The sequence below is a fragment of the Streptomyces sp. NPDC020379 genome (genome assembly GCF_044387105.1).
Lineage (GTDB): Bacteria > Actinomycetota > Actinomycetes > Streptomycetales > Streptomycetaceae > Streptomyces.
Genome location: NZ_JBIRVR010000006.1, coordinates 294,036 through 317,055 on the forward strand (window position 1 = coordinate 294,036; position 23,020 = coordinate 317,055).

Annotated in this window: 22 protein-coding genes; 10 read left to right on the forward strand and 12 right to left on the reverse strand. The window is 72.2% G+C overall.

The annotated features are described in order from the left end of the window. Positions 1 to 182 precede the first annotated feature (182 nt). Positions 183 to 2,132: a helix-turn-helix domain-containing protein gene (locus ACH427_RS11055; protein WP_398869123.1), complete on the forward strand. Its 1,950-nt coding sequence runs from the start codon at positions 183 to 185 to the stop codon at positions 2,130 to 2,132. A 606-nt stretch (positions 2,133 to 2,738) separates the two neighbouring features. Here the strand turns inward: ACH427_RS11055 and ACH427_RS11060 are convergent. The 3 genes from ACH427_RS11060 to ACH427_RS11070 all read right to left on the reverse strand — a co-directional run bounded on the left by ACH427_RS11060 (position 2,739) and on the right by ACH427_RS11070 (position 4,574). Beyond that, on the reverse strand, positions 2,739 to 3,965 hold the full coding sequence (locus ACH427_RS11060; protein ID WP_398869124.1) for an IS701 family transposase: 1,227 nt from the start codon (positions 3,963 to 3,965) through the stop codon (positions 2,739 to 2,741). Between the two features lie 130 nt (positions 3,966 to 4,095). Continuing rightward, positions 4,096 to 4,422, reverse strand: coding sequence for a hypothetical protein (locus ACH427_RS11065; protein WP_398869125.1), 327 nt, complete (start codon positions 4,420 to 4,422; stop codon positions 4,096 to 4,098). A gap of 2 nt (positions 4,423 to 4,424) precedes the next feature. Then, positions 4,425 to 4,574 carry a hypothetical protein gene (locus tag ACH427_RS11070; protein ID WP_398869126.1) on the reverse strand — a complete coding sequence of 50 codons (150 nt, stop codon included), beginning with the start codon at positions 4,572 to 4,574 and terminating at the stop codon, positions 4,425 to 4,427. A 113-nt stretch (positions 4,575 to 4,687) separates the two neighbouring features. Between ACH427_RS11070 and ACH427_RS11075 the strand changes: the two genes are divergently transcribed. Further along, on the forward strand, positions 4,688 to 5,311 hold the full coding sequence (locus tag ACH427_RS11075) for a TetR family transcriptional regulator (protein ID WP_398869127.1): 624 nt from the start codon (positions 4,688 to 4,690) through the stop codon (positions 5,309 to 5,311). A gap of 4 nt (positions 5,312 to 5,315) precedes the next feature. Here the strand turns inward: ACH427_RS11075 and ACH427_RS11080 are convergent, their stop codons facing one another. Beyond that, a complete protein-coding gene (locus ACH427_RS11080; protein ID WP_398869128.1) occupies positions 5,316 to 6,590 on the reverse strand; it encodes a M6 family metalloprotease domain-containing protein in 1,275 nt (424 codons plus the stop codon). A 275-nt stretch (positions 6,591 to 6,865) separates the two neighbouring features. Between ACH427_RS11080 and ACH427_RS11085 the strand changes: the two genes are divergently transcribed. Further along, positions 6,866 to 7,504, forward strand: a complete 639-nt coding sequence (locus ACH427_RS11085) for a TetR/AcrR family transcriptional regulator (RefSeq protein ID WP_398869129.1) — start codon at positions 6,866 to 6,868, stop codon at positions 7,502 to 7,504. A gap of 84 nt (positions 7,505 to 7,588) precedes the next feature. Then, complete coding sequence (locus ACH427_RS11090; protein WP_398869130.1) at positions 7,589 to 9,103, forward strand: MFS transporter; 1,515 nt, start codon at positions 7,589 to 7,591, stop codon at positions 9,101 to 9,103. 67 nt (positions 9,104 to 9,170) lie between these two features. Here the strand turns inward: ACH427_RS11090 and ACH427_RS11095 are convergent, their stop codons facing one another. Next, positions 9,171 to 9,695, reverse strand: coding sequence for a MarR family winged helix-turn-helix transcriptional regulator (locus tag ACH427_RS11095; protein ID WP_398869131.1), 525 nt, complete (start codon positions 9,693 to 9,695; stop codon positions 9,171 to 9,173). Positions 9,696 to 9,811: 116 nt separating this feature from the next. On the opposite strand from ACH427_RS11095, the gene ACH427_RS11100 reads away from it, so the two are divergent. Further along, positions 9,812 to 10,594 carry a dioxygenase gene (locus ACH427_RS11100; protein WP_398869132.1) on the forward strand — a complete coding sequence of 261 codons (783 nt, stop codon included), beginning with the start codon at positions 9,812 to 9,814 and terminating at the stop codon, positions 10,592 to 10,594. A gap of 19 nt (positions 10,595 to 10,613) precedes the next feature. On the opposite strand, the gene ACH427_RS11105 is transcribed toward ACH427_RS11100, so the two are convergent. Then, positions 10,614 to 11,051, reverse strand: coding sequence for a hypothetical protein (locus ACH427_RS11105; protein ID WP_398869133.1), 438 nt, complete (start codon positions 11,049 to 11,051; stop codon positions 10,614 to 10,616). Between the two features lie 507 nt (positions 11,052 to 11,558). On the opposite strand from ACH427_RS11105, the gene ACH427_RS11110 reads away from it, so the two are divergent. Further along, the gene (locus ACH427_RS11110; protein ID WP_398869134.1) at positions 11,559 to 12,566 is read left to right on the forward strand and encodes an RNA polymerase sigma factor RpoD/SigA; all 1,008 of its coding nucleotides are present in this window, start codon (positions 11,559 to 11,561) and stop codon (positions 12,564 to 12,566) included. A gap of 648 nt (positions 12,567 to 13,214) precedes the next feature. Here the strand turns inward: ACH427_RS11110 and ACH427_RS11115 are convergent. Next, a complete protein-coding gene (locus ACH427_RS11115) occupies positions 13,215 to 14,177 on the reverse strand; it encodes a helix-turn-helix transcriptional regulator (RefSeq protein ID WP_398869135.1) in 963 nt (320 codons plus the stop codon). A gap of 96 nt (positions 14,178 to 14,273) precedes the next feature. Here ACH427_RS11115 and ACH427_RS11120 point away from each other — a divergent pair, with 96 nt between their 5' ends. Next, on the forward strand, positions 14,274 to 15,755 hold the full coding sequence (locus ACH427_RS11120) for an MFS transporter (RefSeq protein WP_398869136.1): 1,482 nt from the start codon (positions 14,274 to 14,276) through the stop codon (positions 15,753 to 15,755). A gap of 76 nt (positions 15,756 to 15,831) precedes the next feature. Here the strand turns inward: ACH427_RS11120 and ACH427_RS11125 are convergent, their stop codons facing one another. Next, complete coding sequence (locus ACH427_RS11125; RefSeq protein ID WP_398869137.1) at positions 15,832 to 16,146, reverse strand: DUF1259 domain-containing protein; 315 nt, start codon at positions 16,144 to 16,146, stop codon at positions 15,832 to 15,834. A gap of 365 nt (positions 16,147 to 16,511) precedes the next feature. On the opposite strand from ACH427_RS11125, the gene ACH427_RS11130 reads away from it, so the two are divergent. The 3 genes from ACH427_RS11130 to ACH427_RS11140 are packed head-to-tail and all read left to right on the forward strand — an operon-like array spanning position 16,512 to position 20,221. After that, positions 16,512 to 17,273 (forward strand): DeoR/GlpR family DNA-binding transcription regulator, encoded by a 762-nt coding sequence (locus ACH427_RS11130; RefSeq protein ID WP_398869138.1) that lies wholly within the window; start codon positions 16,512 to 16,514, stop codon positions 17,271 to 17,273. Further along, on the forward strand, positions 17,270 to 18,220 hold the full coding sequence (gene pfkB / locus ACH427_RS11135; RefSeq protein ID WP_398869139.1) for a 1-phosphofructokinase: 951 nt from the start codon (positions 17,270 to 17,272) through the stop codon (positions 18,218 to 18,220). The genes ACH427_RS11130 and pfkB overlap by 4 nt, the downstream gene beginning before the upstream one ends. 36 nt (positions 18,221 to 18,256) lie before the next feature. Further along, entirely contained in the window at positions 18,257 to 20,221 is a 1,965-nt protein-coding gene (locus ACH427_RS11140) for a fructose-specific PTS transporter subunit EIIC (RefSeq protein WP_398869140.1), read from the forward strand. Here the strand turns inward: ACH427_RS11140 and ACH427_RS11145 are convergent. The 4 genes from ACH427_RS11145 to ACH427_RS11160 form a co-directional block, all read right to left on the reverse strand. Further along, positions 20,216 to 20,593: a hypothetical protein gene (locus ACH427_RS11145; protein ID WP_398869141.1), complete on the reverse strand. Its 378-nt coding sequence runs from the start codon at positions 20,591 to 20,593 to the stop codon at positions 20,216 to 20,218. The genes ACH427_RS11140 and ACH427_RS11145 overlap by 6 nt on opposite strands. A 426-nt stretch (positions 20,594 to 21,019) precedes the next feature. Continuing rightward, positions 21,020 to 22,186, reverse strand: a complete 1,167-nt coding sequence (locus ACH427_RS11150) for a protein-L-isoaspartate O-methyltransferase (RefSeq protein WP_398869191.1) — start codon at positions 22,184 to 22,186, stop codon at positions 21,020 to 21,022. After that, on the reverse strand, positions 22,186 to 22,335 hold the full coding sequence (locus ACH427_RS11155; RefSeq protein WP_398869142.1) for a hypothetical protein: 150 nt from the start codon (positions 22,333 to 22,335) through the stop codon (positions 22,186 to 22,188). Before ACH427_RS11155 ends, ACH427_RS11150 begins: the two co-directional genes overlap by 1 nt. An 88-nt stretch (positions 22,336 to 22,423) precedes the next feature. Beyond that, positions 22,424 to 22,618 carry a hypothetical protein gene (locus ACH427_RS11160; protein WP_398869143.1) on the reverse strand — a complete coding sequence of 65 codons (195 nt, stop codon included), beginning with the start codon at positions 22,616 to 22,618 and terminating at the stop codon, positions 22,424 to 22,426. Between the last annotated feature and the right edge of the window lie 402 nt (positions 22,619 to 23,020).

Below are 23,020 nucleotides of genomic sequence, written 5' to 3' on the forward strand. Positions count from 1 at the left end.
ACGCCGTGACACACTCCGCCTCCCGACGTGGTGACCGGGTCACCATCCCCGGTGCTCTCTTTACGGTTTCATGTCGCACCCTCGCCCTGACCTGGGGCTGAAATGACCAAAACTAGTAGCCTTAGGACATGGATTCTTAGATGGATCTTGGGAGGCAGTCTTTGTTACGGGGGGACAAACTGATGGCTGACGCACACCGAACCGGCCCCGACGCGTTGGACGTGCTCGAGCTTCTGGCCCACCGACAAGCACCACGGCAGTTCGAGGAGCTGCTGCAGCGTGCGCGCAAGGACGGCGTGTCCGTCAAGAAACTGGAACGGCTCGAGCGGGCCGTGCGCCTGGGCACGGACATCCATGAGCTGTTCGGCCGCGGGCAGCGGCGCGAGGCGGGGCTGACCGCGCTGGTGGACACCGCGCGCGAGCTCAACCACGCCCGTGACCTGGAGACCCTGCTCAAGGACGTCGCCCGGCGGGCCCAGCGGCTGCTGCGCTTCGACCTGGCCTACATCGGCCTCCACGAGGCGGCCGCGGGCGTGGACTTCGACCTCGGCGCGGACTCCGAGGGCGGCGTGATGACCATCCGCGCCTCGGAGGGCGAGACCACCGCGCTCAACGTCGGGCTGAAGGTGCGCGGCAGATCGGGCCTCGGCACCGCGGTCCTGACCGAGGGCGCCCCCTTCTGGACCCCGGACTATCTCGCCGACGAGCGCATAGCGCACGCCGACGAGATCGACGAGGTGGTCCGCGCCGAGGGCATCCACGCGATCATGGCGGTCCCGCTGTGGTGCTGCGGCACCGTCGTCGGCACGCTCTACGGCGCGGGCCGCGAGGTGCGCCACTTCCTGCCGGACGAGATCAGCCTGATGTGCTCGCTGGCCGACGTCGCGGCCGTCACCATCGAGAAGGCCAGGTCACTGGATGCCGCCCGGGCCGAGGTGCGGGCGCTGGAGCGGGACAGGGACGCCGCCCGCGCCGAACTCGCCAAGCGGCGCCGCCTCGAGACCGTGCACACCGACCTGGTCGGCCGGGTCCTGGACGGCAGCGATCTGCGCGGCATCGTCGGCGCCTCCGCGGAGGCGATGCGCGGCACGCTGGCCGTCCGTGACCCCGGCGGCCGGATCCTGGCCGCGACCGGTGAACTGCCCGCGTTCGCCACGGCGGACCTGACCGAGAGCGTGCTGGACGCGCACGCCGGGGGCGAGCCGGTGCCGCTGGGCGACGGGTCCTGGATCGCCCCCGTCAGCGCGAGCGGCGAGGACCTCGGCACCCTGCTGTTCATCCCGGACGAACCGTACGCGGAGCCCCCCGCGCCGCTCCTCCTCACCGCCCGGACCGTCGCGCTGGCCCTGCTTCTGGAGCGCAGCACGGCCGTGGCCGCGAGCCAGGTCCGCGACGAGTTCCTCGACGAACTGCTGGCGGGCCCGCGCCGCCCGTGGCGGCACGTCGAGGAGCGGGCCCGCGCCCTCGCCGTCGACGTCGACGACCCGCACGTCGTCGTGGTGGCCCGCCCCGAGGGCGGCTCCCAGGGCAGGGCGGTCGTCTGGGCCTCCTCGTACGCCCACCGCAGGCGCGGCCTGAAGAGCGCGCACAACGGCTGCATCACGCTGCTGCTGCCGGGCGGCGACGCGGAGGCCGTCGCCCGGTCCGTGAGCGACGAACTCTCGCCGCTCCTCGGCCATCCGGTCACGGTCGGCGCCTCCGGCCCGACGTCGGGCCTCGACACGGTCCGGCAGGTCTACCGCGAGGCGCAGCACTGCCTCGAAGCGCTCACGGAGCTCGGCAATACGGGGTGTGTCGCCACGCCTCGGCAGATGGGCTTCCTCGGCCTTCTCCTCTGCGACACGTACGACACCGACGACTACATCGGCTCCGTCATCGGCGCCGTGCTCGACTACGACACCCAGCGCTTCACCGAACTCACCCGCACGCTGGAGGCGTACTTCGCCTCGGGCAGCAGCCCACGGCACGCGGCCCGCGCGCTCCACGTCCACCCCAACACGGTCTCGCGCCGCCTGGAGCGGATCACCGAACTGCTGGGCTCGGACTGGCAGAAGCCGGAGCGGTCGCTGGAGATCCAGCTTGCGTTGCGGCTCAATCGGACTCGGCGGATGTTGGCTGAGCGGGGTACGTAGGGTTGTCTGCGGGTCCGTTGTGCTTTCTGTGGGGTGGCCTCAATCGCCGGCCGGGCTGGGTTTGGTGGGGTTCGCCGTTGTCTTCTGCGGGTTCGTTGCGCCTGCGGCGGGCGGCCTCAAGCGCCGGCCGGGCTGGTTTGTGGTGGGTGCCGGGGGTGGGTCTTCCGGGCTGGGGACCTGGAACGCGGTGCGGTTGCCGTTTCGCGTATGGAGTGCCCCGAATTCGCACCGCGTTCCAGAACCCCACCCTCCAGCCCCACCCCCTCCCGCCGGAGGGCGAGTGCGGGATGTGTCCGCTTCAGGGTTCGCATTCAGCCTGTCCGGCGTTTGAGGACAACGCGCGAAGCGTGTTGCGGGGGTCTGGGGGCTCGCCCTCAGTTTCGGGAAGGGGCGGGTAGGGGAAGACGCCCGCCGCAGGCGCCCACCCACCCGCAGCCGGGGCCTGGGGCAGCGCCCCGGTTTCGGGGTGCGCGGCGCTGGGGCCCGGGGCACGCCCCACGCGGCGGAGCCGCAGATCAGATGCAGTGGGTAGGGGCGGGGCCGGGGGGAAAGCCCGCCGCGGGCGGCAGGCGCGCCCGCACCCTCCCGCACAGCCCGCCGCAGGCGCTAGCTCGCCCTGCGCTGCTGCTCCCGCGAAGCGGTTCGCATGGCCAAAGCGTGCGCCGCCGACACCAGCGTCATGTGCCGGTGCCAGCCAGGGAACGACCGCCCCTCGTAGTCACGTTGCCCCACCCGGTCCCCCACCCGCTCCACATCGTGGTCGACCCGGGACGTGAGCTTGCTCAGGCGCAGCAGGGAGCTCAGCGGCACCCCCGGCAGGTCGGCGAGCCAGATGCGGGACGGCTGGCGGCGGCGGTCCGGCCACTCACCGAGCAGGAGGAGGTCGCGCCGGGGGAGCGGCGCCGGGCCGGACGCGGGCTGTGCGATGCGTACCGGGACCGCCGCGGCGAGCGCGGTCAGGCGTACGCCGGGCGCGGTCGGGTGGGTCCAGTCCACCGGCCGGGCCAGCCCCCTGACCGACTCCAGGATCTGCCGGGCCGGGAGGGCCCCGCGGCCGGAGCCGGGCAGGGCGCGGTCGGCGACGGTCAGCTGCGTCCTGTCGTCGATCCGTGCGAGCAAGGGGACTCCGGCCGCCGCGAACGCCCGTACCGCCGTGCCGGGTTCACCCAGCTCGGTGTCCAGGATGACGGGCCGGTTCGGCAGCCCCGAGGAGCGTGCGGCGGCCAGGCCCGTGTCGACGGCGCACTGGGCCGGGGTGGCCTCCTCGATGCCCTCGGGTATCTCCGCCCGGGACCGCCGGCCCTCGTGGTCCAGCCAGTTGGGCGGCAGGAAGAGGCGCCAGTCGACGGGTGCGCTGATGCCCTCGGAGGCGAACCAGGCGCCGTACGCCAGCTGCCCGTTCATCACCTGCCCGAGGTCGGGGACGAACTGGCGGCCCACGCCCACGGAGTGCGTCCCCGCCTTGGGGATCGCCAACGACCGCACCACCCAGGCCCGGTGGGGCGCGGTCCGGCCCAGGAAGCGGGCGAGCTCCGCGCGCATCGGCGCCCAGTCCCAGGTGGAGCTGCAGATGAAGTGGTGCAGGCTCTGCTCCGCGGCGGGTCCGCCGTGGACCGTGGCGATGTTGCGGATCGACTTGCGGCCCTCGGCCCCGAGCAGCCCGCTCAGATAGAGGTCCGCCTTCTTGCGCTGGTCGCTGCGGCGCAGGGTGGAGAAGAGGGAAGTGCGCAGCTCCGCGCCCCCTCTTGCGTCCGGACCGCTCCTTCCGGCGCGGTCCGGCCCCTGGTGCTGCCCCCGGCGGTCATTAAGACTCAGCACTGCTGCTTGGTTCACGACACTCCGTCCTGCGGTTCGGCCGACTGGCGACTGAGCCTTCAACGGTGGTCGTTCGAGCGTGGGGAAGACGAGGTGCGGCGGTCACCCAACCGGGGGGCCGGAGAGGTTCCGGGAGCACAGCGGCGGTTCAGCCGCCGAGCGCCCAGGAGATCGTGTGGTCCGTCGCCATCAGCGCGACGATGACGGCGAGGTCCGCCGCGCCCAGCGCGAGGCCGAGGGCCGCGCGGCCCTTGCGGGTCGTGCCGCGGGTGAGGGCGAGGCCGGCCAGGGTGAGGGCGATGGGGCCCAGCACCAGATTGAAGATCAGCAGCCCCACCAGGCCCAGGACGAAGGACCAGACGGCCATGGCGTCCGGCACGTCGCGACGCACGCGGGGTGCGGGCGCCGGGGCGGGGCCGGAGGGGGCCGGCCGCGGGGTGGTCGCGTTCCGCCGCTCGTTCAGGGTCGTCGTCATCGTCACCGCTCCCTCATCCGTTCACGGACCGCGAAGGCCATCAGCCAGACGGCGATGACACCCGCCGCCGGGATCAGCACGGGCAGCGGGGTGTGTGCCGCGGCGCCCACCAGGACCCCCAGCAGGAGGATGGCCGCCATCAGGAAGATCATTTCCGGGTCCTTCCTCGAGCGCGTTTTGGGTGAACAAGTGGAGTGACAACTGTTCACTGAAAACAGCGTACCCCGTGGTGGCGTCATCAAGCAAACAGTTGTTTACTGAATTCATGAGCAACACCCTCGGCGTCCGCCAGGCCCAGAAGCAGAAGACCCGTCAGGCCCTCCTGGAGGCGGGGCTCGGTCTGCTGGAGGAGCAGAGTCTGAGCAGCCTCGGCCTGCGCGAGGTCACCCGGGTCGTGGGGGTGGCGCCCGCCGCCTTCTACCGGCACTTCCGCGACATGGCCGACCTCGGCGTGGCCCTGGTGGAGGAGTCGCTCGGCAGCCTGCACGTGATGATCCGCGCGGTCCTCGGCGAGCAGACGGACGCCGAGGAGGTCATCGACCGCAGCGTGGCGGCGGTGGCCGCGTACGTAGGGCTGCACCCGGCGCACGTCCGCTTCGTCGCCCGCGAGCGGCACGGCGGCGTACGGGCGGTGCGCGAGGCGATAGCGGCGGAACTGGCGAAGTTCGGCGACGAGGTCGCCGAGGCGCTCGCCGCGCAGGAGGTCTCCGCGGGCTGGAGCGCGGAGGACGTGCGCATGCTCGCCGGGATGTACGTCGACCACCTGGTGATGACGGCGTCCGCCTTCCTGGAGGCGGGTCCCGGGGAGGGGCCCTCGATCGCGGACACGGCGCGGCGCCAGTTGCGGCTGATCAGCGTCGGGCGGCGGCACTGGCGGGACGGCGTCTGAGGGGTCAGCCCCCGCCCACCGTCACCGCCACCCGCCACGTCCCCGCGCCGCGCCCGCCGAGCACCTCGATGTCCACCCCCGCCGTCGAGCACCGCTCCCCGGTGACGTAAGGCGCGTCGCTGAGCGGGGCGTTGACGTTCAGGTCGTTGGTGTAGCAGCCGATGCTGCCGGGGGTGGCGTCGAGGGTGCGTACGGGGCCCGCGCCCGAGGCGATGTCGGTGGCGACCGTGGAGACGAGCACGCCGGCCCGGCAGACCGCGTGGTCCAGCGGCCCCGGCGTGCGGACCTCCAGGGTGATCGCGCGGGTGCGGGAGAGCGGGACGACGGCCAGCTTGGGGCCGCCGGGGACCGAGGACGGGGTCAGGGTCACCACGTGCCGCCCGGGGCCGGTCAGGCAGCGCACCTGGCCGGGGGCCAGCCAGCCCAGCTTCCACTTGTGCCAGGCGAGGAAGTCGTTCGACGGCCCCCAGTCCTCGTCCATCGGGTCCCAGTGGCCCACGGGAGTCTTCACCCGGCCGCCGTCCTCGGTGCTCGTGTAATAGAGGTCCGGCAGGCCGAAGCTGTGGCTGTTCTCGTGGTTGAGGACGCGGAACGGGCTGTCGCCGGTCTGCCGGCTCCAGATGAACGAGACGTTCTCGAAGGGCGTCCCGTCGTCCGTGGTGAGCCCGGTGGGGGCGCCCGCGAAGGTCACCGAGCGGACGTCCTGCGTGGCGGGCGGCCCGGCGCCCGGCGCGACCAGCACGTTGATGAGGTCGAACTGCCGGAAGTCGACGCTCTGGTCGACGGCGGCCAGGATCTCCTTCGCGATCGCGTGGTAGCCGTTCTCCCTGCCGCCGTCGAAGGGCGCCCCGCGCGTGATGCCGTAGGTGGCGTACGGGCGGGACATCCGGATCCAGCGCGGCACCGGCGTCGAGCGGTAGTCCAGCCGTCCGTACGAGCTGGCCCGGAAGAAGTCGGCGACCGCCGGGAAGAACTCGGCGTAGCGCTCCTGGGGGCTGATCGTGGCCCGCGCGTCGGGGAAGTCGACGAAGAGGGTGACCGCGCGCACCGTGCCGAAGGAGCGGGCGAAGCCGTCGGGGGTGTGCGCGGACTCGGAGACGTTGTCGGTGACGCCGGGGAGCGCGCAGGGGCCGGTGGGGCGGCCCGCCCCCGCGGGCGTGGCGGACCGGGCGCCGGGTGCCGCGGCGACGAGGGCGCCGGTCCCGCCCTCCCGGACGGGCAGCGGCACGGTGAGGGCGAGCGTGAGCAGCACCATGACCGCGATGGCCAGGGATCTCATGCCGGTGCACCTCCCGGGCGCGCGGCCCGCCGTCCGGCCGCTCTGTGATCACCCTGTGCCGCCGCGCGCCGGAGCGCTCCCCGGGCTGCGGCAGATGGAGGCTTCGGGAGTGTGACGCGCGTCATGCCCGCGGTGGGAAATATCCGGGGAGCGCGTCCCCGTTTAACCCTGCGTCCGGCCGAAACGGGGAATCGCTCCCCGCTTGTGATCCGGCGCACAGAGCCGGCTCAGGGCGTCACCCGAGCCGGAGAGAAGCCCGAGAGAGGAGTGCCCCCGTGGCCACCGCCCAGCCCCGCCTCCGCGCGGACGCCCTGCGCAACCGCGAGCGGATCATCGCCGCGGCGCGGGAGGCGCTCGTCGAGTACGGCGACGAGACCTCGCTCGATGAAATCGCTCGACGCGCCGGGGTCGGGAATGCCACGCTGTACCGGCACTTCGCGGACCGCTCCGAGCTGATCCGCCATGTCACCCTCCATGTCCTCGGCCGCCTCGCGGAGCAGGCGGAGAGGGCCCGAGCCGAGGAGCCCGATGCTTTCCACGCGCTGAGGCGCTTCGCCCACGCGGCCGCCGACGAGCGGGTCGGGGCGCTGTGCACGCTCTTCGCCGAGAGCATCGACCCGACGCACCCGGACCACATCGCGGCCGGCGGCCGCCTGGACCGGGCGGTCGAGGAGCTGATCGAAGCCGCCCGCGCCTCCGGGCAGTTGCGCACCGACGTCGCCGTCGGGGATCTGATGATCGCGCTCGCCCAGCTGACCAGGCCCCTGCCGGGCAAGGGCTGTGATGTCTTCGACGCCTTCGTGCACCGGCACGTCCAGCTCTTCCTCGACGGCCTGATGAATCCGGCCCGTTCCGAACTGCCCGGCTCCGCAGCCTCGTTGGAGGAGCTGCGCCGCGGCGGCTGCTCCGGCTGAACCCCCAAGACTTCGTGGCGGCTCCCTTCCGTCGTCCCCGCCACGCGCTCGCCGTCCGCACCACGCAACACTGAGGTAGGCACCATGCCCGACACGACCGCCCCCGACCCCAGGCGCTGGAAAGCGCTGATATTCATCGCCCTGGCCCAGCTGATGGTCGTCCTCGACGCGACCATCGTGAACATCGCGCTGCCCTCCGCCCAGACCGACCTGGGGATCTCGGACGGCAACCGGCAGTGGGTCATCACGGCCTACGCGCTCGCCTTCGGCGGCCTCCTGCTCTTCGGCGGGCGGATCGCCGACCTGTGGGGCCGCAAGCGCACCTTCGTCATCGGCCTGATCGGCTTCGCGGTCGCCTCCGCCTTCGGCGGCGCCGCGATGAACACCGGCATGCTGCTGGGCGCCCGCGCCCTCCAGGGTGTCTTCGGCGCGCTGCTCGCGCCGGCCGCGCTGTCGCTGCTCGCCGTCACGTTCACGGACGCGAAGGAGCGCGCCAAGGCGTTCGGCGTCTTCGGTGCCATCGCCGGTGCCGGCGGTGGCGTGGGCCTCATCCTCGGCGGTGTCTTCACCGAGTACCTCAACTGGCGCTGGACGTTCTTCGTGAACATCCCCTTCGCCGTGGTCGCCGCCGCCGGTGCCATCGCCGTGATCCGCGAGCCCGCGGACAGCCGCAACCCCTCGAAGCTGGACATCCCCGGTGTCGTGCTGGCCACCACCGGCCTGGTCTCCCTGGTCTACGGCTTCACCCGCGCCGAGTCCGACGGCTGGACCGCGGGTGCCACCATCGGCCTGTTCATCGCCGCCGCGGTGCTGCTGCTCGCCTTCGTGGCCGTCGAGTCCAAGGTGAAGTCGCCGCTGCTGCCGCTGCGCGTGATCACCGACCGCAACCGCGGTGGCGTCTACGCCTCGCTCGGCCTCGCGGCCATCGCGATGTTCGGCCTGTTCCTCTTCCTGACCTACTACCTCCAGGTCGCCCGCGGCTACAGCCCGGTCAGCACCGGCCTCGCCTTCCTCCCGATGATCTTCATGATGATCATCGGCTCGACGCAGATCGGCGCGCGCCTGATGACCCGGGTCGCCCCGCGCTGGCTGATGGGCCCGGGCTTCCTGCTCGCGGCCCTCGGTCTGCTCTGGCTGACCCGGATCGACCTGGACACCTCCTACGGCGTGGGCATCCTGCCCGGCCTGATGCTGATGGGCCTCGGCATGGGCACCGCCTTCATGCCCGCCATGAGCCTGGCCACGCACGGCATCCAGCCGCGTGACGCCGGTGTCGCCTCCGCGATGGTCAACACCTCGCAGCAGGTCGGCGGCGCCATCGGCACCGCGCTGCTCAACACCATCGCGGCCAGCGCCAGCACCGCGTACGCCAAGTCCCACCTGTCCGAGGCCGCCCGGGGCGCCGCGGGGCAGAAGCTGCTCGTCCTCCAGTCGAGCGTGCACGGCTACTCCGTCGCCATCTGGTGGGCGGTCGGCATCCTCGGCCTGTCCGCGGCGATCGCGTTCCTCGCGATCAACACCGGCCACCAGGGCGGCCCGGCCGCGCGGTCCGGTGACGGCGAGGCGGTCGAGGACGCCATCCCGGTGATGGCGCACTGACGCGGTCCCCATGAAGCCGAAGGGCCCCCCGCTGTTCCCGGCGGGGGGCCCTTCGGCGTACGAGCCCTCAGCGCAGCCAGGGCAGGTCCGCGCCCGAGGCCGGCTGGAGGCCGGTCGCGATGGCGCGGCAGATGTCGCCGAGCTGGACGGCCTGTTCGGGCGTGAGCCGGTCGAAGAGGGCGCCGCGGACCGCGGCCACATGGCCCGGCGCGGACTGCTCCAGCATCGCGAAACCCTCCTCCGTGAGGACGGCCAGCTGACCGCGCTTGTCGGAGGGGCAGTCCTCCCGGCGGACCCACCCGTTCTTCTCCAGGCGGGCGATGGCGTGCGACAGGCGCGAGCGTGTGATCTTCGCGCCCTGCGCCAGCTCGGTCATCCGCATCCGGCGGCGCGGCGCCTCGGAGAGGTGGACCAGCAGCCCGTAATAGACGTGCGGCATCCCCGCGTCACGCTGGAGCTGCCGGTCGAGGTGGTCCTCCAGGAGCATGGTGGCCTGGAGGTACGCCCGCCAGGTGTCCTGCTCCTCGGCGCTGAGCCAGCGCTGTTGCCCGGCGTCCGGGACCTCTCGGTCCGGGGCCTTTCGATTGGTCATGGCATCCACTGTTTCACCCGTCGGCTTCCTCGATGTCGCAATTCTTGAAGTTTAAATAAGGCAGGGCTAAGCTGGCGAATAGCTTGAATGTTCAAACAAACTCCTCGGGAGGCACCATGCAGGCCACCGGCGAGCGCTTGCCCGCGCTCTACCTCTCCCATGGCGCGCCGCCCCTCGCGGACGACGAGCTGTGGACCGCCGAGCTCGCCGCCTGGTCCGCCGGGCTGCCGCGGCCGACCGCGATCCTGATGGTCTCGGCCCACTGGGAAGAGGCCCCGCTCGCCCTCGGCGCCACCACGCGGGTGCCGCTCGTGTACGACTTCCGGGGCTTTCCCGAGCGCTATTACGCGGTGCGGTACGACGCTCCCGGCGCGCCGGAGCTCGCCGACCGGGTGCGCGGGACGCTGCGGGGCGCCGGGACCCCCGTGCAGGACATACCGGACCGCGGGCTGGACCACGGCGCGTACGTCCCGCTGGTCGAGATGTATCCCGAGGCCGACATCCCCGTCCTCCAGATCTCGCTGCCCACGCTCGACCCGGAGCGGCTGCTGGAGATCGGGCGCAAGCTCGCGCCGCTGCGCGACGAGGGCGTGCTGATCGTCGGGAGCGGGTTCTTCACCCACAACCTGGCGGCGCTGCGGCACGCGGGATCCGGGCCGCCCGCCTGGTCGGTGGAGTTCGACGCGTGGGGGCGCGAGGCGCTCGCCGCCGGGGATGTCGACGCGCTGCTGGACTTCGAGCGCAAGTCCCCGGCGGGCCGGCTGGCCCACCCGCGCACCGAGCACTTCGCCCCGCTCTTCGTCACCCTCGGCGCGGCCGGCGGCGACCTGGACCGTCAGCGCACCGCCATCGACGGCTTCTGGATGGGCCTGGCGAAGCGGTCGGTGCAGTTCGGGTAGGAGCGGGGCGGGCGTGGGCTCAGTGCTCGTGCGAGTAGAAGACGTAGTACGACGCGAGGCCCATCCCCAGGCCCAGCAGCAGCCCGATCTCGATGGAGCGCAGCACGGAGTCGCCGCTGAGGCTGTAGAGGAAGCCCATGCTGCAGCCGAGGAGCGCCCCGAACGCGCCCGCGCGGACCTCGGCGATCATCTTCTTCCGCTCGCGGATCAGGACGTACCCCACGCCCCCGGAGACCAGCGCGACGGCGATCCCCATGAGCCAGGAGCCGGCCGTCGTGAAGCCGTTCTGGCCCGAGAGGAGGACGGCGTACAGACCGAGCGCGACGGCGCCGGTGAGCGGGACGGCCCAGGACAGCCGGGACGGGTGCTCCGCGCCGCGCAGCCGCGTGCCGCGCGGGACCGGGCCGGGGCCTTCGTGGCCGGGGTGGTGGCCGGGCATGATCGAGTGCGTCGGCATCGCGGGCTCCTCTCGCCTGTGCGTCACCCCCGCGTCGGCTCCGCCGGCGGTGGCGCGCACCGCTGCCTTGTCCCACCAGGGCACACCCGCGTACGGGCGGCGGCAACTCGATCACTTCCGGCCCCCGGCGCGCCGGGCCGGCCCGGTGGAATCCGACGTTCCGGACGTCCCGGGCGGGGGGCCGGGCAACCGTCGGCGGGTCCGGTTCGTCTTGAAGGGCGAGCGGGGGCCCAAGGCGTCAGCGCCGACGATCGCGGACCCCGCTTCCCGGCCGCCCCGGCGTCACCCTCCGTACCGGCTCTGACCTGCGCTTCCCCGGTTCCTCGGAGCATCCTCCCCGTACTGTGGCCGGACAGGGTACTGCATGATCACAAAAAATAAGACGTTCCATGGGAATTCTGTCCGGATTCCAGTCGTTCTTTCCTTCGGACGGGGCACCCGTGACAGGGTCCGCCCTCAAAGGGAGTCCCATCCGTCCCGCGACCGACTCATCGCAAGGGAGCACGCATGGCAACCCGTGCCGTCGCCCGTCGTCAGACCGCCGCAAAGGGCGCTGCAGGGGCAAGCAGTGTTCGCGCCGCTGGCGGGGAAATCGCCGACCGCGACCTGGTCGGCATGTACCTCGACGAGATCGCGCGTACGCCCCTGCTCGACGCCGCCAAGGAGGTCGAGCTGTCCCAGACCATCGAGGCCGGTGTCTATGCCCAGCAGCTCCTCGACGGAGCCCTCGACTCCGAGGGCGCCGGAGCCGCGGGCGCGGACCGCGCGGAGCTGGAGGCGATAGCCGCCGAGGGCGCCCGCGCGAAGGACGTCTTCATCAAGTCCAACCTCCGCCTCGTCGTCGCCGTCGCCCGCCGCTACCCTCGCAGCGGCCTGCCCCTCCTCGACCTCATCCAGGAGGGCAACGCCGGCCTGGTGCGCGCGGTCGAGAAGTTCGACTACACCAAGGGATTCAAGTTCTCCACGTATGCCACGTGGTGGATCCGCCAGGCGATCACCCGGTCCATCGCCGACCAGTCCCGCACGATCCGGCTGCCCGTCCACCTCGTGGAGGAGCTCGGCCGGATCCGCCGCGTCCAGCGCGAGTTCAACCGGGAGAACGGCCGCGACCCCGAGCCCGCCGAGATCGCCGCCGAGCTGGACACCACCCCCGGCCGCGTCAGCGACGTCCTCGACTGGGCCCGCGACCCGGTCAGCCTGAACATGTCCGTGGACGACGAGGGCGAGACCCAGTTCGGTGACCTCCTGGAGGACACCTCCGCCGTCTCCCCCGAGCAGTCCGTGATCGCCCTGCTCCGCAGCGAGGAGCTCGAGGATCTCATCGGCCGCCTCGACCAGCGCACCGCCTCGATCATCAAGGCGCGCTACGGCATCGAGGACGGGCGCGAGCGCACGCTGACCGAGGTCGGCAAGCAGCATGGGCTTACGCGTGAGCGGATTCGGCAGATCGAGAAGCATGCTCTTCTGGAGCTGAAGAAGATGGCTCACGATACGGGTTTCGACGCGGCGGCGTAAAAGGGCATATCCTCATAGACCGGACCCCGGCGCTTCCCCCCCTGCGTCGGGGTCCTTCTGTGTGGGTTGTTTGTGACTGGGGTTCGGGTGGCCTCAAGCGCCGGCCGGGCTTGGGGTTGGTGGGGTTCGCCGTTGTCTTCTGCGGGTCCGTTGCGCCTGCGGCGGGCGGCCTCAAGCGCCGGCCGGGCTGGGTTGGTGGTGGGTGCCGGGGGTGGGTCTTCCGGGCTGGGGACCTGGAACGCGGTGCGGTGCGGGTCTTGCGCGTTGGGTGCCGTGATGTCGCACCGCGTTCCAGAACCCCACCCTCCAGCCCCACCCCCTCCCGCCGGAGGGCGACATTCGGTTGTGGGGCGCGCCGGTCTTTTCGTTTCAGCCGGCTCAGGGTGCTCGTTGCCGTTCCAGGCGAGCCAGCCTTTTCTTTTCAGCCCGTCCGGCGTTTGAGGACAACGCGCGAAGCGTGTTGCGGGGTCTGGGGCGGCAGCCCCAGTTTCGGGAAGGGGCGGGTAGGGGAAAAGCGCCGCAGGCCAACGGATCCGCAGCCGGGAGGCCGGGGCGCAAGCCCCCACGCGGCGGAGCCGCAAGCGCGCCACCCGACCCGCCCCCGGGGGTCCGGGGCGCGCGCCCCGGGACAGCGGGAAGACCGCCGCCCTACCCCGCCGCCGCCCGGGAAATCCGCGCCCCCAACTCCGCCAAGTGCGAAACCAGCTCCGCCGGCTCCCGCGCGGAGAACTCGCAATCGATCAGCGCCAGCCGGAACGCCACCCACTCCAGCGAATCCGCGGTCGTGAAATCCAGCTCGCACCGGTCGGAGCCGACCGGCACAGGAACCCCCAGCTGCGAAGGAAAGCGCGCCGCCACGAACTCCGCGGGAGCGTGCAGTGTCACCACGACGCGATACGTCGGCTGGAGCCGCGCCATGGAGCGGCTCATGAATTCCGCCGCGTCCGCCGCGGGAAGCTCGCGCGGGGTGAAGCGCGCGCCGGTCGCGAAGGGGTCGCTGACCCGGTCCACCCGGAACGTACGCCAGTCGTCGCGGTCGATGTCGAAGGCCACGAGATACCACCGCCGCCCCGTGCTCACCAGCCGGTGCGGCTCGACCAGCCGCTGGGTCTCGGTGCCGTCGCCCGTGCGGTAGGCGAAGCGCAGCCGTTCGTTGCCGGTGGCCGCCGCGGCCATGACGGTCAGCGTGTGGGGGTCGACGGTTCCGGAGTCGCCCCAGGTCAGCGGCACGGTGGCGGCCTGGAGGGTGGCCACGCGGTGCCGCAGGCGGGACGGCAGCACCTGTTCCAGCTTGGCGAGGGCCCGCACCGACGCCTCCTCGATGCCGTCGACGGCGTGGCCCGCGCCCGCGCGCAGCCCGACCGCGATGGCGACGGCCTCCTCGTCGTCCAGGACGAGCGGCGGCATGGCCGCGCCCGCGGCCAGCCGGTAGCCGCCGACCGCGCCCATCGTGGCCTGCACGGGGTAGCCGAGGTCGCGCAGCCGCTCGATGTCACGCCGGATCGTGCGCGTGGTGACCCCGAGCCGCTCGGCGAGCTCGCTGCCCGGCCATTCGCGCGGGGTCTGGAGCAGCGAGAGCAGATTCAGCAGCCGTACGGGGGTGTCGGTCATGTCACCCAGCCTGCCAGCGATGTGGGACACGGTCTGTCCTAGATGGCCTATAGCGTCGTTTGCGTTCCCCCGCTCCACCGGAAAGGGCTCTTCCTGATGGCCACCGATTCACCGCCCGCGGACCGCCGTCGCTGGCTGGCGCTCGCGGTCGTGATGACCGCGTCCTTCATGGACCTGGTCGATGTCACCATCGTCAATATCGCGATGCCGAGCATCCAGCGGGACATCGATGCCTCGTTCAGCGTGTTGCAGTGGCTCAGCGAGGGGTACGCGCTGGCCTTCGCGATCGGCCTGATCACGGGCGGGCGGCTGGGTGACATCTACGGCCGGAAGAAGATATTCCTGCTGGGCATGGGCGGCTTCACGCTCGCCTCGATGCTGTGCGGCGTCGTCAGCGACCCGCAGCTGCTGGTGGCCGCGCGGGTGCTCCAGGGCCTGATGGGCGCGATGATGGTGCCGCAGGTGCTGTCGATCATCCACGTCACCTTCCCCGCGCACGAGCGCGGCAAGGTCTTCGGCATGTTCGGCGCCGTGGTCGGCCTCGGCGCGGTCTCCGGCCCGCTGCTGGGCGCGCTGCTCACCCAGTGGAACCTCCTCGGCCTGGAGTGGCGCCCGATCTTCCTGATCAACCTCCCGGTCGGCATCGCCGGTCTGCTCCTCGGCCGCCGTTTCATCATCGAGTCCAAGGCCCCGCGGGCCATGAAGCTCGACCTCGTCGGGGTGGCCCTGGCCAGCGCCGGGCTGCTGATGCTGCTCTACCCCCTGACGCAGGGCCGCGAGCACGACTGGCCGGTGTGGGGCTTCGTCTCGATGGCGTGCTCGGTGCCGATGTTCGTCGCCTTCGTGCTGTACGAGCGCCACAAGACCCGCAAGGACGGCTCGCCGCTGGTCGAGCTGTCGCTGTTCAAGGTCAAGAGCTTCGCGGCGGGCATCGGCGTGCAGCTGACCTTCGGTCTGACCTCCGGCATCTTCTTCCTGGTCTGGACGCTCTATATGCAGATCGGCCTCGGCTGGTCGGCGCTGCGGGCGGGCCTGACCGGCGTCCCGTTCTCGCTGGCGGTCTCGGCCGCGGCGGGCATGTCGGTGCAGAAGCTGGTGCCGCGCTTCGGGCGCAAGGTGCTCCAGGCGGGCGCGCTGATCATGGCCGCGGGCGTCCTGACGTACATCTGGGAAGCCGGCCACTACGGCGCGGACATCACGTCCTGGCAGATGGCGCTGCCGCTGATCGTGATGGGCGCGGGCATGGGCCTGATCGTCGCCCCGATCACCGACGCCGTGCTCTCCGAGGTCCCGCGCGAGCACGCGGGCTCCGCGTCCGGCCTGATCAACACCACGCAGCAGCTGGGCAACGCGGTGGGCCTGGGCCTGGTCTCGGTGGCGTTCTTCGGCGTCGTCGACAACGCGGACCCGCGCACGCGGCCGATGGCGGACATCTTCGGCGAGGCGTTCACCCACTCCCTGTGGTGGGTCGCGGGCGGCCTGGTGCTGGTCTTCGGCCTGATGTTCCTGCTGCCGAGGAAGCGGGCCGTCGAGGCGGCCGCGGGGGAGCAGCGGGAGGAGGGGCTGGTGGCGGCGTAGGGCGTACGGCCGCTTCCGAGCGCCGGGTGGGTTGCCGTCAGGGCGGCCTGCCCGGCGCTTCGCGTTCCGGGGCCGGTCAAGTCCGGCCTGGGCGGCTCCAGGCGGCCGGCTCGCTGTTGGTGACGGCCACCGCGGGGCGCGGGGCGCGCGCGAGTCCGACGGCGTCGTCCACTGCCCAGATGTGGCTGAAGAACAGGCGGGGTTCGTCGGTGAGGCCGTGGTTGTGGAGGGAGACGCCGTCGATCCCTCCGCGCCGCAGCGCCTTGAGGGCGTCCTGGACCTCGTCGGCGATCATGACGAAGTCTCCCCTGGGCGCGGCTCTGCCGCCGCCCGGGGGCTGGAAGTTGACAGTGGTGGTCGACGCCAGGCCGGGCGGCAGGACGCGGTCCATGTCGGCCGGTCGTGCTGATCGGCTGTCTGTCCGTGGGTGCCCTTGCGCCGAACAGGAGCACCACGCGGCCCAGGCCCCGCGCGATGCCGCCGGAGTGCGAGTCGGGGGGGGCGGACGACGACGGTCGTGACGCCGCCGCCACAGGCGGGGCGCGTCGGTGATACGGGTGCCGGGTTCGCCGTCGGCTTCGGGACGGGAGGCACGGGCCGCTCCTTTGACGGCGTCTTCTCCTAGGCGAGGGGGAGCGGCGTGCGCCGCGACTATCCGTTTGTGCCCACTTGGCGCCCGAATCCATTTACTTCCCTCCTCTACTCGGGGTAACGTGCCCGACAACCACACACTCGGGCACCGAACGGACACAAAGCATGTACGCACCGGAGCGGCAGCAGGAGATCTTGCGGATCGCCCGTGAGAGCGGGCGCGTGGACGTGCTCTCGCTCGCCGAGGAGTTCCAGGTCACCGCCGAGACCGTGCGGCGCGACCTCAAGGCGCTCGACCGGGCCGGGCTCGTCCGCCGGGTGCACGGGGGTGCCATCCCCGCCGGGCGGCTCGACTTCGAGCCGGACCTCGCCGAGCGCGAGGCCACGGCCGCCGGCGAGAAGGACGCCATCGCCCGCGCCGCGCTCGCCGAACTGCCCGCCGACGGCAGCGTGATCATCGACGCGGGCACGACCGCCGCGCGCCTGGCCGGGCTGCTGCCGCTGGACTCCACGCTCACCGTCGTCACCCACGCCCTGCCGGTCGCGGCGCGCCTCGCCGACCACCCCGGCATCGCGCTGCACCTGATCGGCGGGCGCGTACGGCACCGTACGCGGGCCGCCGTGGACGCCTGGGCCCTGCGCGCGTACGCCGAGGTCCACGCCGACGTGGCGTTCCTCGCGACCAACGGCTTCTCGCCCGACGGCGGGCTCACCACCCCCGACCTCGCCGAGGCCGCCGTCAAGCGGGCCGCCGCCGCTGCCGCCCGCCGGGTCGTGCTCCTCGCGGACTCCGGGAAGTACGGGCAGCGGCACTTCGCCCGCTTCGGCGACCTCTCCGCGGTGGACGTGCTGATCACCGACGCCGGCCTCGCCGACGAGGACGCGCGCGCCGTCGAGGCCGCGGGCCCGGCGGTGGTCCGCGCGTGATCCTCACCGTCACCCCCAACCCCAGCCTGGACCGCACCTACGAGGTGCCCCGGCTGGAGCGCGGCGCCGTCCTGCGCGCCGCCACCGACCGCGTCGACCCCGGCGGCAAGGGCGTCAACGTCTCCCGCGCCGTGGCCGCCGCCGGGCACCGCACCGTCGCGGTCCTGCCCGTGGCCGGGCCCGAGGGCGCGCTGCTGCTGCGGCTGCTCACCGGGCTCGGCATCGAGGCGGCGGGCCTGCCCGTACGGAGCGGCTCCACCCGCGTCAACATCTCCCTCGCCGAGTCCGACGGCACCCTCACCAAGGTCAACGCCCCGGGCCCCGAACTCGCCGCCGACGAGGCCGAGTCCCTGCTCACGGCCGTCCGGGCGCGGTCGGCGGGCGCCGACTGGATCGCCTGCTGCGGCAGCCTCCCGCGGGGCCTCGCGCCCGAGTGGTACGGGCAGTTGGTGGCCCGCGCGCACGCCGCCGGGGCCAGGATCGCCCTCGACACCTCGGGCCCGGCCCTGACCGCCGCGCTGCGCGAGCGCCCCGACGTCGTCAAGCCCAACGCCGAGGAGCTCGCCCTGGCGACCGGCCGGGCGCTGACCACGGTCGGCGACGTCGTCGCGGCGGCGCGGGAGCTGCGGGCCGCGGGCGCGCGGGCCGTCCTCGCCAGCCTCGGCGCGGACGGGCAACTGCTCGTCGACGACTCCGGTACGCACTTCGGCACTGCCCGGGTGCCCGCCGTCCGCAGCAACGTCGGCGCGGGCGATGCCTCCCTCGCGGGCTTCCTCACCGCGGGCGGCTCCGGCCCGGCCGCCCTCGCCTCGGCCCTGGCCCACGGCGCGGCGGCCGTCCAGCTGCCGGGCAGCGCCATGCCGGCGCCGTCGGATCTGGACCCGGCGGCGGTGACGGTGACCTCCGAGGTGCCCCTCGACCGCGCCCTGACGGAGCCGGTGTCGTGACCCCGCTGATTCCCCACGCGCGCAAAGGAGCCCGCGATGAGTGAGCTGATCACCGCGGAACTGGTCGATCTCGGCCTGTCCGCCGAGACCAAGGAGGCGGCGGCGCGGTCGCTCGCGGAGCGGATGGCGGCCCTCGGCCGCGTCACCGACCTCGACGGCTTCCTCGCCGACGTCGCCGCGCGCGAGGCGCAGATGCCGACCGGTCTCGACGGCGGCATCGGCATCCCGCACTGCCGCAGCGCGCATGTCACCGAGCCGACGCTCGCCTTCGGCCGCTCCGCCGCCCGGATCGACTTCGGCGCCCCGGACGGCCCGGCGGACCTGATCTTCCTCATCGCGGCCCCGGACGGCGCGGACAGCGATCACCTGACGATCCTGTCGTCGCTGGCGCGGCAGTTGATGCGGCAGGAGTTCACGGACGCGCTGCGGTCGGCGGGCAGGGCGGACGCGGTGGCGGCGCTGATACGGGGGGACGAGCCCCCTGGGGAGCTTCCTGGGGAGCTTCCCGAGGAGCTTCCCGAGAAGGGGACGAGCCCGGAAGCGGAGGCGCCGGATCCCGAGATGCCGGAACCGGAAGCACCGCAGCCCTTCCGGATCGTCGCCGTCACCTCCTGCCCCACCGGCATCGCCCATACCTATATGGCGGCCGAAGCGCTGGAGCAGGCGGCGAGCGCCGCCGGGGTCGAACTCGCGGTCGAGACACAGGGTTCGGCCGGTTTCACCAGGCTGGACGCGCGGACGATCGCTGCGGCGGACGGCGTGATCTTCGCGCACGACGTCGAGGTACGGGAGCGGGCCCGCTTCGCGGGCAAACCCACCGTCGACGTCGGCGTGAAGGCGGGCGTCAACCGCCCCGCCGAACTGATCGCCGAGGTGCGGGAGATGGCGGCCGCCGCCCCAGCGGCCGTACGGGCCCCGGCCCCCATGGACACCGCGGCCGCCTCCGAGGACGGCTTCGCCACCCGCCTCCGCGCCTGGCTCATGACCGGTGTCAGCTATATGGTCCCGTTCGTCGCCGCGGGCGGCCTCCTCATCGCGCTCGCCTTCGCGATCGGCGGCTACCAGATCGACAAGGCGCCTTCCGTCGCCGGCCACTTCGCCTGGGCGGAGTCGGCGAGCTGGGCGGCGCTGTTCTTCCAGACGGGCGGCGCCGCGTTCGCCTTCCTGGTGCCGGTGCTGGCCGGCTATATCGCGTACGGAATGGCCGACCGGCCCGGTCTCGTACCCGGCTTCGTCGGCGGCTCGATCGCCCTCACCGTCAACGCGGGCTTCCTCGGCGGCCTGATCGCCGGTCTGCTGGCGGGCGGCGCGGTGCTGGCCGTGCGGCGGGTGGGCGTGCCGCCTGTACTGCGCGGGATCATGCCGGTGGTGGTGATCCCGCTGCTCTCGTCGGCGGTGGTCGGCTTCCTGATGTTCCTGGTCGTCGGCAAGCCGGTCGCCTCGCTCCAGAAGGCGCTCACCGACTGGCTGAGCGGCCTTTCCGGCGCCAACGCGGTCGTACTCGGCGTCGTCCTGGGCCTGATGATGTGCTTCGACCTCGGCGGCCCGCTCAACAAGTGCGCGTACGCGTTCGCCGTCGGCGGCCTCGCCGACCCCAACGAAGGCAGCCTCAAGGTGATGGCCGCCGTGATGGCGGCGGGCATGGTCCCGCCGCTCGCGATGGCCCTGGCCACGACCGTACGCGGCCGCCTCTTCACCAAGGCCGAGCGCGAGAACGGCAAGGCGGCGTGGGTGCTGGGCGCGTCCTTCATCACCGAGGGCGCGATCCCCTTCGCGGCGGCGGACCCGCTGCGCGTCATCCCGTCGGCGATGGCGGGCGGCGCGGTGACGGGCGCCCTCTCGATGGCCTTCGACTGCACGCTGCGCGCGCCGCACGGAGGAGTGTTCGTGGTCCCGCTGATCGGGGCCCCGTTCCTCTACCTGCTCGCGATCGCGGCGGGCACGGCGGTGAGCGCGGCGCTGGTGATCGCGCTGAAGGGCCTGCGCGCGGCGCGGCTATAGCTCCAGAAGGGGCTCCACGGCACGCAACTGCCGGCGGATCTCGTCCAGGGACCCGGTCCGGTCGCGTTCCAGGACGAGATAGATGAAGATGCCGCCCTCGCGCAGCCGTGGCAGCGGCCGGATCAGGTGCAATTCCTCGGACAGCGTGATCAGGATGTCCTCCACGCTGTCCGGGGCATAGCCGAGCAGCTCCAGCGTGTAGAGCTTGGCGCGCATGACGTCGCTGTCCCCGTAGGCGACCTTGTCCATGTCCAGCCCGCTGCCGCGGTCCAGCGCCCCCAGGACCCTGCGCTGCTGGAAATCGACTATCGCGACACCGGTGGCCCCGTCGATCGCCAACGCCTTCTCCAGGGCATCCGCAAGGGAACCCATCCGGCCACGACCTCCTTCGAGCAGAATCCGACAGGACGCGACGACGCCCGTGCTTCCCGGCTGCTCAGGACACGCACGCTAGCGGAGATGAGGGAGATCGCGCATTCTCCTTAATTTTACTGCGCATCAGTCCATAGGACATGCCTGCCTGCTGGGGGCCATGTACTGTGGCGATCACCGCTACGTGACTGTCCCCCGGACCCGGATCGCGGGGGCCGTCCCCCCGGGACCAGGTCCGCTACCGCGACTGCTCCGCGTACCTGCGCAAGGCCACGGCCGCGGCGCGCGGCGTCGGCACGATGTATCCGCAGGACAGGGCGCTTGAGATCGCCATCAGCGGGACTCACGACGTCCTGGTCCACCTCCATACGGTCCGGGAGGCGGGCAAGTCGCGGCGCGCCGCTCCGGCGGTGTGATCTTGGCGGGTCATACGGGCCAGGACGCGCGTGGATCGTCCAGCCAGGCGAACTGCCCGTCCGGCGTGACGGTGAGCCCGAACCGGGCGTGCCCTGGCCGGTCCTGGTCCTCCCACCAGCGGTAGGCGGCTTCCACCTCGTCCCAGAGCCGGCGGGGCCCGGACTGCCATACGCGTGTCCTCTCCCCGTCGCGGAAGAGAGCGCAGGCCCATGAGGAGTCGCCCAGTCCGTAGAACCAGACGGGGCGTGTGCCGTCGCGCTTGTCCGCCACGGCCTGGACGCAGTCCCGCACGCGGAGCCCGAGGGTGAACGGGAGCGCGGTGAACCGGCCGGAGACGAGTTCCGGTTCGGTCACCGCCGTGGTGGAGGTATCCGCAGTGTCGAAGGCGTCCGCCGGAATATATTCCTTGTGTTCCCGCGTCGGTGAGCGTTGCGCTCGCATCTTCATGAATTCCACGGGGCGGGTGAACTGCCCGTGCGCGACCGCCCCGTTCACCGTCAATCGGACCACGGCATCCGCGTTGCTGAAGTGCGTGCCCCATGGGGCGACGATGACGCCGCCCCTGCGGGTCTGGGGAATCCAGGCTCCGGGGAACTGCCGTAGCCCCACAGTGGCGAGGACGCGGTCGTACGGCGCGCGGTCGGCGTGCCCCGCGAAACCGTCGCCGACGACCACTTCCGGGTGGAGCCCGGCCGCACACAGCCGTTCACGCGCCCGGTCCGAGACGGAGCGGTCGATCTCGACCGTGGTGACGTGCCCGTGGCGTCCGCAGCGGTGGTACAGGGCGCCCGCGGTCTCACCCGTGCCGGTGGCCACGTCGAGTACGTTCATGCCCTCTTCGGGGGCCAGGTCGTGAAGCATCGCGTAATTCACGGAGGGCGCGGAGGACGAACTCGTCGACAGCCGGCCCGGCGCGGTGCCGGTGTGTCGGCCGTCGTCCCACTGGGTCACGATCGGGGAGTTGACGTCGACGGCGCCGAACCAGGCATCAGGGTCGGTGGCCCGGTCGACGGCGACGCTTGTCCGGGTGTCCATGTCGTAAGGCCAGATGAGCGGCGGCAGGAAGGCGGCGCGGTCCACAGCGTCGAAGGTCGGAACCCAGTCGGGCGACATCGCCTTCATGTCGAGAAGGGAGCGCCCCAGCGCCTCCCGCGCGGGGCGCCCCGATTCGGTCATCACTTGCGATGCGTCCCGTCACCGTCGGGCTGGGACCCGTCGGGGGAGGGCGGATCGGAGGGCGGCGCCCAGGGCTGCCCGGGGTGGCCGTCGCCGTCCCCTTCGTCCTTGCCGTGGGTGCCGCCTTGGGCGAATGCGGTGGGGTGCATGGGGCCTTCTCCTTCTGGAGGTTGGCGCGGGTCGGCTGTGGAGAGCCCCGATCCGAGGCTGTGGCATGGGTCGGACGGGGGCAGCCCTTCAGCGAAGGCGGTTCGCCTCCCGCGCGCACTTGTCGCAGACGTACCGCGAGCGGAGTACGAGCCGCATAGCATGCGGGTCCCGGTGCTCGGGGCACAGCCAGGAAAGCTCGGAATCCTCGGGCAAGTCGTGCTTGAGGAACTGCCGCAGCGTGGCACGCACGCCGTAGCCGTCAGGGGTGTTGCTACTTGTCATCTCCGGTGTCCTCGTCGCCGGTGTCCTCGGGCGGGTCGACGGGGGTGATCGTTTCGTTCGCCCCCAGGTCGTACCCGTTGACTTCGTCCTTGCCCATGCGATGGTTATCCCGACCGGCAGCTGCGGCCGCGTTTCCTCGGCGGAGCGACCGGATGGGCGTCTGGGTTCACTCATCCGTCGGCGACGGTTCGACTACGCCGCTACGAGCTGATGCGCACGGCGTCGGTGATCGGAGAGCAGGCTGTTCATGTCCCTCATCGCAGCCCAGTCGCGGCGTGCTTCGGCATCCCACCGGGTTCGGGCGAGCAGGATGCACGTCGTACAGGTCTCGGTCGCGGCCAGGGTTACGACGTGGAAGCCGGACGTTCCTGCGACGAGCACGAGGGGACGGCTGTGGCTCGC

Coding starts and splice junctions, on each gene's coding strand:
- ACH427_RS11055 (WP_398869123.1), top strand. CDS start 183: ATGGCTGACGCACACCGAACCGGCCCCGACGCGTTGGACGTGCTCGAG.
- ACH427_RS11065 (WP_398869125.1), bottom strand. CDS start 4,422: ATGACGACGACCCTGAACGAGCGGCGGAACGCGACCACCCCGCGGCCG.
- ACH427_RS11070 (WP_398869126.1), bottom strand. CDS start 4,574: ATGATCTTCCTGATGGCGGCCATCCTCCTGCTGGGGGTCCTGGTGGGC.
- ACH427_RS11075 (WP_398869127.1), top strand. CDS start 4,688: ATGAGCAACACCCTCGGCGTCCGCCAGGCCCAGAAGCAGAAGACCCGT.
- ACH427_RS11080 (WP_398869128.1), bottom strand. CDS start 6,590: ATGAGATCCCTGGCCATCGCGGTCATGGTGCTGCTCACGCTCGCCCTC.
- ACH427_RS11090 (WP_398869130.1), top strand. CDS start 7,589: ATGCCCGACACGACCGCCCCCGACCCCAGGCGCTGGAAAGCGCTGATA.
- ACH427_RS11095 (WP_398869131.1), bottom strand. CDS start 9,695: ATGACCAATCGAAAGGCCCCGGACCGAGAGGTCCCGGACGCCGGGCAA.
- ACH427_RS11100 (WP_398869132.1), top strand. CDS start 9,812: ATGCAGGCCACCGGCGAGCGCTTGCCCGCGCTCTACCTCTCCCATGGC.
- ACH427_RS11105 (WP_398869133.1), bottom strand. CDS start 11,051: ATGCCGACGCACTCGATCATGCCCGGCCACCACCCCGGCCACGAAGGC.
- ACH427_RS11110 (WP_398869134.1), top strand. CDS start 11,559: ATGGCAACCCGTGCCGTCGCCCGTCGTCAGACCGCCGCAAAGGGCGCT.
- ACH427_RS11115 (WP_398869135.1), bottom strand. CDS start 14,177: ATGACCGACACCCCCGTACGGCTGCTGAATCTGCTCTCGCTGCTCCAG.
- ACH427_RS11120 (WP_398869136.1), top strand. CDS start 14,274: ATGGCCACCGATTCACCGCCCGCGGACCGCCGTCGCTGGCTGGCGCTC.
- ACH427_RS11125 (WP_398869137.1), bottom strand. CDS start 16,146: ATGGACCGCGTCCTGCCGCCCGGCCTGGCGTCGACCACCACTGTCAAC.
- ACH427_RS11130 (WP_398869138.1), top strand. CDS start 16,512: ATGTACGCACCGGAGCGGCAGCAGGAGATCTTGCGGATCGCCCGTGAG.
- ACH427_RS11140 (WP_398869140.1), top strand. CDS start 18,257: ATGAGTGAGCTGATCACCGCGGAACTGGTCGATCTCGGCCTGTCCGCC.
- ACH427_RS11145 (WP_398869141.1), bottom strand. CDS start 20,593: ATGGGTTCCCTTGCGGATGCCCTGGAGAAGGCGTTGGCGATCGACGGG.
- ACH427_RS11150 (WP_398869191.1), bottom strand. CDS start 22,186: ATGACCGAATCGGGGCGCCCCGCGCGGGAGGCGCTGGGGCGCTCCCTT.
- ACH427_RS11155 (WP_398869142.1), bottom strand. CDS start 22,335: ATGCACCCCACCGCATTCGCCCAAGGCGGCACCCACGGCAAGGACGAA.
- ACH427_RS11160 (WP_398869143.1), bottom strand. CDS start 22,618: ATGACAAGTAGCAACACCCCTGACGGCTACGGCGTGCGTGCCACGCTG.